Source organism: Lacticaseibacillus pantheris DSM 15945 = JCM 12539 = NBRC 106106, from assembly GCF_001591865.1.
GTDB lineage: Bacteria > Bacillota > Bacilli > Lactobacillales > Lactobacillaceae > Lacticaseibacillus > Lacticaseibacillus pantheris.
Genome location: NZ_BCVS01000083.1, coordinates 1 through 10,856, shown reverse-complemented (window position 1 = coordinate 10,856; position 10,856 = coordinate 1). Strand labels below are relative to the sequence as shown.

Annotated in this window: 12 protein-coding genes, 1 tRNA gene and 1 pseudogene; 11 read left to right on the top strand and 3 right to left on the bottom strand. The window is 52.2% G+C overall.

Going from position 1 to position 10,856, the window contains the following annotated elements; genetic code table 11:
• Positions 1–160 precede the first annotated feature (160 nt).
• From LPA02S_RS08730 to LPA02S_RS08715, 4 genes are read left to right on the top strand one after another with little or no spacing between them, the layout of a single operon-like run.
• The gene (locus LPA02S_RS08730; RefSeq protein ID WP_054650295.1) at positions 161–853 is read left to right on the top strand and encodes a rhomboid family intramembrane serine protease; all 693 of its coding nucleotides are present in this window, start codon (positions 161–163) and stop codon (positions 851–853) included.
• Positions 853–1,092: a YqgQ family protein gene (locus tag LPA02S_RS08725; protein WP_056956443.1), complete on the top strand. Its 240-nt coding sequence runs from the start codon at positions 853–855 to the stop codon at positions 1,090–1,092. Before LPA02S_RS08730 ends, LPA02S_RS08725 begins: the two co-directional genes overlap by 1 nt.
• Positions 1,092–2,051 carry an ROK family glucokinase gene (locus LPA02S_RS08720; RefSeq protein WP_054650313.1) on the top strand — a complete coding sequence of 320 codons (960 nt, stop codon included), beginning with the start codon at positions 1,092–1,094 and terminating at the stop codon, positions 2,049–2,051. The genes LPA02S_RS08725 and LPA02S_RS08720 overlap by 1 nt, the downstream gene beginning before the upstream one ends.
• A 51-nt stretch (positions 2,052–2,102) precedes the next feature.
• Entirely contained in the window at positions 2,103–2,504 is a 402-nt protein-coding gene (locus LPA02S_RS08715; RefSeq protein WP_054650311.1) for a rhodanese-like domain-containing protein, read from the top strand.
• A gap of 190 nt (positions 2,505–2,694) precedes the next feature.
• Here LPA02S_RS08715 and LPA02S_RS08710 read toward each other — a convergent pair whose 3' ends face one another.
• Complete coding sequence (locus LPA02S_RS08710; RefSeq protein ID WP_054650293.1) at positions 2,695–2,874, bottom strand: DUF3042 family protein; 180 nt, start codon at positions 2,872–2,874, stop codon at positions 2,695–2,697.
• Positions 2,875–2,943: 69 nt separating this feature from the next.
• Between LPA02S_RS08710 and miaA the strand changes: the two genes are divergently transcribed.
• The 3 genes from miaA to glnA all read left to right on the top strand — a co-directional run bounded on the left by miaA (position 2,944) and on the right by glnA (position 5,694).
• A complete protein-coding gene (gene miaA / locus LPA02S_RS08705) occupies positions 2,944–3,876 on the top strand; it encodes a tRNA (adenosine(37)-N6)-dimethylallyltransferase MiaA (protein WP_056956442.1) in 933 nt (310 codons plus the stop codon).
• Between the two features lie 105 nt (positions 3,877–3,981).
• Complete coding sequence (locus LPA02S_RS08700; RefSeq protein WP_054650291.1) at positions 3,982–4,335, top strand: MerR family transcriptional regulator; 354 nt, start codon at positions 3,982–3,984, stop codon at positions 4,333–4,335.
• Between the two features lie 18 nt (positions 4,336–4,353).
• Positions 4,354–5,694, top strand: coding sequence for a type I glutamate--ammonia ligase (gene glnA / locus LPA02S_RS08695; RefSeq protein WP_056956441.1), 1,341 nt, complete (start codon positions 4,354–4,356; stop codon positions 5,692–5,694).
• Positions 5,695–5,819: 125 nt separating this feature from the next.
• Here the strand turns inward: glnA and LPA02S_RS08690 are convergent, their stop codons facing one another.
• Positions 5,820–8,210, bottom strand: a complete 2,391-nt coding sequence (locus tag LPA02S_RS08690) for a Xaa-Pro dipeptidyl-peptidase (RefSeq protein WP_056956440.1) — start codon at positions 8,208–8,210, stop codon at positions 5,820–5,822.
• A gap of 269 nt (positions 8,211–8,479) precedes the next feature.
• Between LPA02S_RS08690 and LPA02S_RS08685 the strand changes: the two genes are divergently transcribed.
• Complete coding sequence (locus LPA02S_RS08685; protein WP_056956439.1) at positions 8,480–8,710, top strand: hypothetical protein; 231 nt, start codon at positions 8,480–8,482, stop codon at positions 8,708–8,710.
• A gap of 116 nt (positions 8,711–8,826) precedes the next feature.
• Positions 8,827–8,900 (top strand) — tRNA-Arg (locus tag LPA02S_RS08680).
• Positions 8,901–9,175: 275 nt separating this feature from the next.
• Here LPA02S_RS08680 and LPA02S_RS11820 read toward each other — a convergent pair.
• Positions 9,176–9,775 (bottom strand): annotated as a pseudogene (locus tag LPA02S_RS11820) (DUF3862 domain-containing protein).
• A gap of 399 nt (positions 9,776–10,174) precedes the next feature.
• Between LPA02S_RS11820 and rplU the strand changes: the two are divergent.
• Positions 10,175–10,486: a 50S ribosomal protein L21 gene (rplU, locus tag LPA02S_RS08665; protein WP_054650285.1), complete on the top strand. Its 312-nt coding sequence runs from the start codon at positions 10,175–10,177 to the stop codon at positions 10,484–10,486.
• 33 nt (positions 10,487–10,519) lie between these two features.
• Entirely contained in the window at positions 10,520–10,813 is a 294-nt protein-coding gene (rpmA, locus tag LPA02S_RS08660; protein ID WP_056956437.1) for a 50S ribosomal protein L27, read from the top strand.
• Positions 10,814–10,856: the final 43 nt, after the last annotated feature.

Genomic DNA, 10,856 nt, shown 5'->3' with positions numbered 1-10,856 from the left:
AAGCCGGAGCTCACCAACCCGGCCAACGCTGCTGCGACGACCAAATTTTTTGCGTAAATGCGACGCCATAGATTTTTTGCCGTGACGTGCTTGGAAAGCGCTCAATAAATTGGTAGAATTGTAAGAGTTGCTTGCACGGCTAGTGCGGAAGGGGGCAGCAATGCGAAATTCCCGTTTTAACGGTGCGTGGCGAAATCAACCGTTCGTAACGTACACCTTATTGGTCATCACGATTGGGATGTTTGTACTGGAGACCACAATGGGTGGCAGCACTTCAACTAAGGTGCTCGTCACTTTGGGTGCCCGGTTCAATCCTTATATCGTCCTCTTTGACCAGTGGTGGCGACTCGTCACCCCTATTTTTCTGCATATCGGCATTGTGCACTTACTGGTGAACATGATGTCGTTATGGTGGCTAGGCCGAATGACGGAAACCGTCTTTGGGCACTGGCGCTTTCTAACAATTTATCTTATTAGTGGCATTGTTGGTAATATTGGTGGCATGATTTTTGATGGGGCCAATACCGTAGGTGCGGGCGCGTCCACATCGCTGTTTGGGTTGTTGGGTGCATTTCTCATGCTGGGAGACAACTTCCGCCACAATCCGGCCATCAACGCGGCCGTGCGGCAGTTTGTCATTATTGTGGTCATTAACTTGGTGTTTGACCTTACCCAACCGACCATTGATATTGCCGGTCACATTGCGGGACTCATTGGTGGTTTCCTGATTGCTGGGGCCGTTGGATCTCCGCGAGTTGGTACGATTGCACCCGCCAAGCGTGTGCTGATGGGCGTACTTTTGGTGGTCGTACCCGTAGCCATGTTCTTAATCGACGGGTCGAGGATATTGTGATGAAGACCTATAATGACGTTCTGAAGTTGCTTAAACAGTTTGGCACCTACATTCACGTCGGCAAGCGCTTGTATGACATGGAGCTGGCGGCAATCGAATTAGACCGGCTGGCAAAGTCGGGGCTGATTGACCGTAAAACCTACGCCACCGCCAAAATAATTTTGAACCACGAGCATGAAGAAGAGCAGCGTCATCCGCTCAAATTACAGCAAAAAAACACATTCGGAGGAACAAAGTAATGACTGACCAGAAATTGATTGGTGTGGACCTCGGGGGGACCACGACTAAGTTTGCAATCACTACCGCTGACGGTGAGATTCAGCAGCGGTGGAGCATTGACACCAACGTTTTGGACGAAGGGGCCCACATTGTCCCTGACATCATTGACAGTATCAACGAGCACATCTCGCTCTACCAGATGAAGCCTGAAGACTTTGAGGGCATTGGTATGGGTTCACCCGGTTCCGTGGACGTGAAGGCCGGTACCGTTACTGGTGCCTACAACCTCAATTGGAAGACCACGCAGAACGTTAAGGCTGATATTGAAGCGGGCACACACCTGGCCCTCACGATTGATAACGACGCCAATGTCGCTGCTTTGGGCGAACGTTGGCGCGGTGCCGGCGAAAACGAACCGGACGTTGTGTTCGTGACGCTGGGTACCGGTGTCGGTGGTGGTGTGATTGCCGATGGTCGGTTGTTACACGGTGTTGCCGGCTCGGCTGGTGAAATTGGCCACGTTTGTGTCGACCCACATGGGTACCTTTGTACTTGTGGAAACCACGGTTGTCTGGAAACGGTCGCAAGCGCAACTGGTGTCGTACGGGTAGCGCGTGAAATGGCCGAGGAATACTCCGGTAATTCGTCCATCAAGAAGACGTTGGACGATGGCGACGAAATTTCGTCCAAAATCGTCTTTGACGCCGCCAAGAATGGTGACCCGTTGGCAATCAAAGTGGTTGACCGCGTAAGTTACTTCCTGGGCCTAGCGTTGGCTAACGTCGGGAACACGATGAACCCGCGTTACGTTGTCATCGGTGGCGGTGTGAGTGCGGCCGGCGAGTTCCTGCGTAGCCAAGTTGAAAAGTACTTCAAGCAATTTGCGTTCACGAACGTGCGCGAAACGACCGAAGTACGGTTGGCAACGCTTGGCAATGGTGCCGGCGTTCTTGGTGCCGCACGTCTTGCCCTAAATTAACCTCATGGAGTTGTAAAGGAGAGTCTGGCTATGTTTGCCAAAGGATTATCGATTATTAATTCAGTCGTCATTGCTGTTGGAATTGTCCTGATTTTCTGGGCGGCCAACTGGTTTTACAAGTACGTCGTTACGCGGCGCCTACGGAGCGTCGGTGGTGAAATTAACGCCGATGAGTTTGAGCAAAACATGCGTAAGGCACAGATTATTGACCTCCGTGAAACCAACGACTTCAATGGCGGACACATCCTGGGCGCACGTAGCATGCCTCTCACCCAGTTTAAGGACCGGATGACCGGTCTGCGGCAAGACCTACCCGTGTATCTTTACGATACCACCGGGTCCATGTCCATCCGGGCGGCTCAGATGCTTAAGAAGGCCGGCTTTACACAGGTCTACTGGCTGAAGAAGGGTTATGCCGACTGGTCTGGTAAAACTAAAAAGAATAAGTATTAGCAGTTAACGGCGACGGTCAGCGGACCGTTGCGCCATGTGACCGCAAGTAAAAGCACTCACCAAAGATACCGCTAGCGGGTTTGGCGGGTGCTTTTCACGTTGTTGGGTGGTCTGCAGAAAAACGCCGTTGCACCAGCCCGTGATGGGTTGGTGCAACGGCGTTAGGTTGGTGCGTGATTCATCGCGGCAATTAGCCTTGGTGAGCGCCGCGCGACTTGCGAATTGCACGCCGGCGGTTCGTGTTAATTTCTTCTGCCTTGTCTTCGACAGGGTCAACGTAGGTCTTCTTAAATGCATAGACACTACCGGCAACGGCACCGGCTGCTGCCAGTACCCCAGTCAAGAAGCCTTTTGCGAATTTGTGGGCCATAGTTACTACCTCCTTATAGTGGGGTGCAATATACTTACATTTCTTATTATAATTCATATAGGGGATAATATGAACGCTTTCAAACCAAAAATTATTATGGTGGCTGGTCCAACCGCCGTGGGTAAGACCGCCACGGGGATTCGGCTGGCGCAGACACTGGGCGGAGAGATCATCAATGCGGACGCGTTCCAGGTTTACCGGGGGATGGATATCGGTACCGCAAAGCCCACAGCGAAGGAGCTCGCGGCCGTTCCCCACCATTTAATTGATATTCTTGATCCCGGGGAGCCGTATTCCGTGGCACGGTTTATCGAATTAGCGGGAGCGGCTATTCAGGACATTTCGGGGCGTGGATTAGTGCCAATTTTGGTGGGCGGTACCGGCTTTTACCTAAATGCACTGCGATTAGGTCTGCCACTAGGAACTGATGGTGTGAGCCCGGAACGGGTGCGTTGGCAGAAGTTCGCGGACGAATACGGAAATCGTGCCATATGGGACGAGCTGGCAAAGAGGGATTCTGCCGCGGCGGCAAAGATTCCGGTCGCGAACGTGAGACGTACCGTCCGTGCCCTCGAGGTAATTGAACAAACGGGGACCCTTTTTTCCGCGCAACCCGCGCCGGTACCGCAGTACGACACCCTGGTTTTGGGGCTAACAACTACCAGGGAGCTGCTCTATCAACGCATTAACGAACGGGTTGAACAGATGGTTGCCTCTGGGCTGGTTGACGAGGTGCAAAGCATTACTAAGCAATTCGGGACACATAATCAGGCCTTGGCGGCGATTGGGTACAAGGAGCTCATACCGTACTTTGCTGGGGAGTACGATTTGTCAACTGCAATCGGACTCATACAACGTAATTCGCGACGGTACGCCAAACGCCAGTTAACGTACTTGCGCAACCAGATGTCACCTTCCTGGTATGACCTGGTCGAACAGCCCGCAACGTACAACCAAATGCTGATGCGCGCACAAAATTTTGTTAATGGTCTGGACCGGTAAAACGTCAATTTGCTAAAAAGCGTTGCATGTTAGGTTTTCTAACAAAAACGGTTGACCCCCGTGGTGAGTGGTTTATACTTAACAACATTGAAGGGGGGAATGGTCATGGCCAATTCAGAGATTTTGCGGCGGCGGGCCGTTCTGCCTATTGGTACAGTTATGGATCTAACAACGTTAACCGCACGGCAAATCCGCTATTATGAGACGCAGGGGTTTGTTCATCCGTCTAGAAATGCTGGTAACCACCGGATGTTCTCATTAACGGACGTGGACGTACTGTTGAGTATTGTGCAGCAGCGCAAGTCTGGCTTGAGCCTGGGCGAGATTCGGCGTATGCGTGAAGTGAAGGCCCGGCAGACGAGCGATTCGGACGCGCGGAAGATGTTGCAGGATGACATACTGAACCAATCTGGATTTACGCAGGCGGGCAGGGGCCCGTACGGACAAGGGTTTAACTAGGAAGGAAGAATTTAATCAATGGCACGTAAACAGTACACCGCAGACGAAATTCGCGATATTGTCAAGCAGGAGAACGTTCAATTTTTACGCCTCATGTTTACCGATATTAACGGGATCATCAAGAACGTGGAGGTACCGATTAGCCAGTTAGACAAAGTGTTGAACAACAAGATTACGATGGACGGCTCCAGTATCGATGGGTTTGTGCGGATTGAGGAAAGCGACATGCTGCTGTTCCCCGACCTGGACACCTGGATGATCTTCCCGTGGGGGAGTGAGCATGGCAAAGTCGCGCGGTTAATCTGTTCGGTACATATGACCGACGGGACGCCGTTTGCTGGCGATCCCCGGAATAACCTGGCCCGTGTCATTGAAAAGATGAAGGCGGATGGCTTCAGTTCGTTTAACATTGGACCGGAACCAGAATTCTTCCTGTTTAAACTTGACGACAATGGCCGACCAACGACCACGCTGAACGATAAGGGCTCCTACTTTGACCTGGCACCACTCGACCTGGGCGAAAATTGCCGTCGGGACATCGTGCTGGAACTCGAAAAGATGGGCTTCGAAGTTGAAGCCTCTCACCACGAGGTCGCACCGGGCCAGCACGAGGTGGACTTTAAGTACGCCAACGCTTTGGAAGCAGCCGACAACATTCAGACCTTTAAGCTGGTTGTGAAGACCATCGCCCGTAAGCACGGGCTGTACGCTACGTTTATGCCTAAGCCACTGCACGGTATTAATGGTAGCGGGATGCACATGAACATGTCGCTATTTAAGGGTAAGGATAATGCCTTCTTTGATGCCGAGGGTGAGGACCAGTTGTCCGCCACGGCTTTGCACTTCCTGGCTGGTCTGCTGGATCACGCCCGCGCATTGACGGCAATTAACAACCCAATCGTTAACTCATACAAGCGTCTGGTGCCTGGCTTCGAGGCCCCCGTATACATTGCGTGGTCCGGTAAGAACCGGTCACCACTCATTCGGGTACCATCTGGTCGCGGCGTTTCAACCCGTCTGGAGATGCGCAGTGTGGACCCATCGGCGAACCCATACCTGTCGATTGCAGCGATGCTGACAGCCGGCCTCGACGGGATCGAGGAAAAGTTACAGCCCGAAGAAGCTGTTGACCGTAACATCTACCGGATGGCTCAATCAGAACGGTTGGCTAACCACATTCAGGATTTGCCCAGCACGTTGCACAACGCGTTGAAGTACCTGGAAACTGACGAAGTGGTTCAAAGTGCCCTGGGTGACCACCTGTACCACAGTTTCCTCGACTCCAAGAACGTTGAGTGGGCCGCTTACCGTCAGCAGGTCAGTGAGTGGGAACGTGAGCAGTACCTAGAATTATACTAAATAGTGCGTTAGTCGGTGGTCACACGTCGCGACTGACCGGCACGTATGCAAAGAAGGCTCCGTGGTTAAGCCCACGGGGCCTTCTTTGCGTAGTTGCTGTAGTTGCTGTAGTTGAATGTCGGTGCTTAGTCCTGATCGTTTCGGAACGGTAGGTCAAGGTGACTAGCCTTGAGGTCCACAGTAATGGTCGGTGTTGCTGTTGGCCGAATCGTCTGGGCCATATCCGCGCCGTGAACAATCAGTACTAGCTGGCGGCCGGCGGGTAGGTGGTACCGCGTTGGCTGCAACGTTAATTGCATGTCCACCCATTCACCGGGGTTCACAGTGACGGCCGTCGCGCCATCAACTGGATTTTGCAGGTTGGCATGGCTAAAGCTGATCAGTTGCGCCGCGTTCGGCTGCTTCTGGGGCGCAAATTCAAGCGTATTTTCATACTGCCAATCGAACCCGAGGGGATAGTTTCCACGGGCGACGATGCTGGCCGTGGGTTGCAGGCGGAACGCACTCCCTATGTCCACCAGCCGTGCGCTAATAATTGCGGTGGGCGCATCAGAACGCACGCGTAAGTGTAGGGTGCCCGTTCCTTCAATCACGACGTCCTGGTCAGCTTGGAGGAGCGGCAACCATAAGCGTGCCGCGGAATAGGGGGAGTCGGGTTGGATAATTTGGCGTTCAAAGCTGTCGCTGGTATCGTGCTCCGCGTTAAAGATAGCGGTGCTCTCGTCTTTGAACTCAGCGGTAGGCTCGTCCGTCCCAAACTGGAATTGCCGGTTAGTGACGCCGGTGCCGTGCCCAAAGTCGGGTGTTGTCACCCACTTGGCGGCCTCGACGTTGTCCTGAATTTCCACATCGGGCAGCGCGTTGACCGCATCATTATCGACGCCAAGTAGTTTATTACTTAGCCATAGATTCATTTGGTCCGCAAAGTCGAGCGACTGGATATTGTTTAGGTACACGTGTTGGCCCTGGTGAAAGAACATCTTGTGGTGAACGGAACTGCCAACGGTCCGCAATGCTTCGTGTAACTTCACCACGTTGCGTGGTTTGACGTTCCAGTCGTTGAGACCGTGAACGCTGACAAAGTCGCACTGGATTTGCGCCACGTTATGCCGATAATTGCGTACGTCCCAAAAAGGGGTGTAGTCGCCGTGTTGCCGGTCCTGGGCCTGACTAATGTCCTTCAGGCGGGACTCCCATTTTGCTTTCACGCGGTTGGCGTCGCCGGGAGCCTGCTGGCGGGAGTAGGTATCAATCGCGAGGACATCGGCGTCCTCGCCCTGAAAGCCACCGGGGGCCACAACCAGCCCCTGCTCGCGGTAATAATCATACCAGCTAGAGATTGCCGCCTCTGAAATGACGGTTTTGAGGGCGGGCACGCCGCTGGTTGCAGCGGCGATGGCAAGCGTCCCGAGGTAAGACTTACCCGTCATTGCAACGTTACCGTTACACCACCAGGCGGTGATGGCCGTGTGCCCGGTACGGGTCGTGAATGCCCGCCTATTGCCGTCTAGCCATTCAATGATGGCGACGGCGCTGGCAGTTTCATCAGGGCCGCCGGTTGAGCGTAGGCCATCGCTCCCACGCGTTCCGACTCCGGCTGAGTACACGGTGGCAAAGCCGCGAGCCAGGAAGTAATCGTTCAGTGAGTATATTCCGGGTTCATCGCCGAAAACGCTGGCGGTTTTAGTGGTGTCAGTCACTTCGCGGTGTGGCAGTTGGTCTTGCTCGGGGTGCCAGTCCGCGTCAGTGGCAGCCGGTTGCGTACCCGCAGCTTTGACCTGGAGCGTGGGTTCGGGCACGTGGGTTGCGGCCTCGACGTCCTGGTCGTTAGTCCCGTGAAAGTAAGGGTTAGCGGTAAATAATGCCGGTACCTGCACACCTTTGTCAGTTACGCGGGGCCGAATGATGGTCGCTTCCAACATATCACGCTGGCCGTCACCATCGGTATCAAGGTCAGATTCGATCCAGACGACCTCGCGGATAATTTGGTGGGTATCAAAGGTGGGCAAAGATTTGCCGTTGAAGAAGGTGAACCGTTCTGGCAGTGTGTTCAACAACCCCTTTGCCGCGAGGGCGTCAATGAGCGTGACCACGTTGACCGTCCTGGTGTTCAGCAACAGGTAGACGGCGGACACAAACTTGTCCTGGTTGTTGATGTCAGCGTCTTGGTAAGGCAATCCGGTCTGCTTCATGAACGTGCGCGGGTGCTGCTGATCAAAGTCGACGCGGGGCTGGAAGCCTAGATATTGCAGCGCAACGTTGTAGAAATTATCACGCTTGATGACGTCGCGGTCGGTGGCAAGCCAGGTCGCCAAGTCTGTGTCGTCATCGACGGCGCGGTTTGCCCAGGCTTCCCGTGTTGCGGCGTCACCGTGCGCTTGGGGTTCAAAAAGCGCAAACGTGGCTCGGGCCAAGTCACTTAGCGTACGCTCCTTAGTGGGGAACCCTAGTTGGGTTAGTTCATTCTTTTGGGTGGCCAGATCGGCTTTGATCCGGCCAAATTGATACAGGTGCATGGCAGATGCCTTCTTTCCTCATTACATTCTCATTGTTAAGCCCAGTTTAATGGTAATTAACGTGGAGAACAAGCGGGTACGCGATATTGTTGCGCACGTGCCATAACGGTAAGAAAAATTGCCGGCCTTAACTGGGGAACAGGGTAGTCCCGCGAGGCGTTGCCGGGTGCAAAACACTAAATTATGTTTTGTCCAAACAGATGTTTTGGGTGCCGGAACGCTTGCCCCGGTTGCCTATGTTTAGCTATACTACTTTCAGGAGGACTGCCATGATTGTCGATATATTGATCTTTTTAATTGTGGGGGGATTGCTGTTCACAGTGACCACCGCACTCCACCAACCCCTGAACTTAGTTGTGGCGGGGATAGTTAGTTTGGTGATAGCTGGTATTACTTTCGTTCTGTTCAGCTGGAGCTGGTTTTTATTATTATTAGTTTTGTGGATGGTTTTGGTGGTGTTGGGGCTTTACGGTATGCGTGGATACATACGCAGACGGTAAAAAAAGGGCGGTGCCAATCGTCTGATTAGCGCCGCTTGCCCCTGCCAAGGACCTTTATTATACCATTAGTAATTGACATTCACCGGTAGTTCTCCCTATAATATTGTCCGTTATTCGTGCCAATAGCTCAGCTGGATAGAGCAATGGTCTTCTAAACCATTTGTCGCGGGTCCGAATCCCGCTTGGCACATAATATAGTGTTTAAGCGCAAAGTAGCGCAAGGTAAATCCCGGTTTGACGGGCTTTTTGCTTGACCGAAAAGTAGAGAAAAGCAAAAAATGTGAAATGGAATGTGAAATGACCGGTTAAAACAGTACATTTCGCGTCCCATTTCACATTTATCGCTTTATCCCTTGGCGTGGTTGGGATAAGAGTGTTTCATCTTGCTACGATAAATTGATGTTGTTTACGAATCGGCGGTCAATTTTACCCGGCGTGGTGAACCGCAATCAGGCCGACAAATAGTTATTTCAGGTTAGTTTCAGTCTTCGAGGATACGGCATTGTTAGTGAATGTGATTGTGGCGAATTGGGTCATATCCTTGTTCATGTAGACCGCAATTAGCGTTGTCGTGCCGCTAAATACGGATTCATTTATGGAGTTTGGCTCGCCTAGCTGCTTATTGACGTCATCATAACTGGTGCTGGTGGTAATCTTATTATACGCATCCAAAGTAATATCGTTTTTTCGGTCGGTCTTCATCGCGGTTATGTTTTTTCCAACGGCCTTTTCGTTAACGAACGAAACAATCAGCTTGGCGTCACTTCCACCTTCAACGTTGTTTCATTCGCGTCCGTCCACCTTAATGCCGTTTGTGGTCGCAGTGGTACTACTTTCTGGTTTGCCATATTTGGCGGTGAGGTCCTTGAGCGTGTCCCCGCCATCGCCATTATTACCCATATCACCAAGTTTGATACTCGAGTAGGCAGTCCGGGTGATGAGCTTAGAAGCAGACTTGCTGGACGCTGCAGAGCTGGGGCCACTGCTAGACGAGGTCGTGCTTCCACAGGCTGCTAAGGTGATGGTGGCCAACAATGCGGCCCCCACAGTTATCAACTTCTTCATTGTTTTTTCCTCCTCAAGCTTTTACCGTCGTTCATGTTTTGGACGCAAAAATTGTTAGCGGCAATAATCAGTGCTTACGGGTGTGGTTAAGCAAGGTCTTTTGGCAAAGAGGTGTCCTAATGTTAATGTTAGCGCTTACCTTGGACGGTTAGAGCTTATCATGAGTCCAAAAACATTACAACGTTTTTGGTCGGGCATCAACACGAAGCAGCATAGGGATAAAATCTTAGCGGGACGTTGCGTTCTGCTTGTGTTTTCAACAACCGCCTGCTATAATCAAAACGTTGTATTTGCACCCTGCGACTGCAACCGCACGGATTTGGGTATCAAAGCATAGCACCCAGTTCGGCGAGTAATCAGGGAAATAGTCCGGATTCCGGACACGTAGGAGGTGTACTCATGTACGCAATTATTAAAACTGGCGGTAAGCAGTACAAGGTAGAGCAGGGCGAACCTGTTTACGTTGAAAAGCTTGACGCTGAAGAAGGCGCCACGGTTACCTTTGACGAAGTTGTCTTCGTTGGTGGTGACAGCACTTTGGTTGGTACTCCATTTGTTGATGGTGCAACCGTTACTGGTAAGGTCGAGAAGCAGGGCCGCCAGAAGAAGGTTGTTACTTACAAGTACAAGCCTAAGAAGCACCAGCACCAGAAGAAGGGCCACCGTCAGCCATACACTAAGGTGACGATTGACGCCATTAACGTTAAGTAATTAACGTACTCTACACACGGAGGTGTAACACTCATGGAAATGCAAAACCTTGAATTCCTCTCCCACCATAAGGGGGGCGGTTCCACATCTAACGGCCGTAACTCAGCTGGTCGGCGTCTTGGCAGCAAGCGTGCCGATGGCCAGTTCGTTAAGGCTGGTAACATCTTGTACCGTCAGCGCGGTACTAAGATTCACCCAGGCACTAACGTTAGCCGCGGTGGTGACGACACTTTGTTCGCCACTAGTGATGGCATCGTGAAGTTTGAACGCTTGGGCCGTGACCGCAAGCAGGTTTCCGTTTACCCTGCTGATGCAGCCGCAGACTAATTTGTAGTAAGAGGAGAGTGTCCCGGATGGGGCGCTCTTTTTT

Coding starts and splice junctions, on each gene's coding strand:
- LPA02S_RS08730 (WP_054650295.1), top strand. CDS start 161: ATGCGAAATTCCCGTTTTAACGGTGCGTGGCGAAATCAACCGTTCGTA.
- LPA02S_RS08725 (WP_056956443.1), top strand. CDS start 853: ATGAAGACCTATAATGACGTTCTGAAGTTGCTTAAACAGTTTGGCACC.
- LPA02S_RS08720 (WP_054650313.1), top strand. CDS start 1,092: ATGACTGACCAGAAATTGATTGGTGTGGACCTCGGGGGGACCACGACT.
- LPA02S_RS08710 (WP_054650293.1), bottom strand. CDS start 2,874: ATGGCCCACAAATTCGCAAAAGGCTTCTTGACTGGGGTACTGGCAGCA.
- miaA (WP_056956442.1), top strand. CDS start 2,944: ATGAACGCTTTCAAACCAAAAATTATTATGGTGGCTGGTCCAACCGCC.
- LPA02S_RS08700 (WP_054650291.1), top strand. CDS start 3,982: ATGGCCAATTCAGAGATTTTGCGGCGGCGGGCCGTTCTGCCTATTGGT.
- glnA (WP_056956441.1), top strand. CDS start 4,354: ATGGCACGTAAACAGTACACCGCAGACGAAATTCGCGATATTGTCAAG.
- LPA02S_RS08690 (WP_056956440.1), bottom strand. CDS start 8,210: ATGCACCTGTATCAATTTGGCCGGATCAAAGCCGATCTGGCCACCCAA.
- LPA02S_RS08685 (WP_056956439.1), top strand. CDS start 8,480: ATGATTGTCGATATATTGATCTTTTTAATTGTGGGGGGATTGCTGTTC.
- rplU (WP_054650285.1), top strand. CDS start 10,175: ATGTACGCAATTATTAAAACTGGCGGTAAGCAGTACAAGGTAGAGCAG.
- rpmA (WP_056956437.1), top strand. CDS start 10,520: ATGGAAATGCAAAACCTTGAATTCCTCTCCCACCATAAGGGGGGCGGT.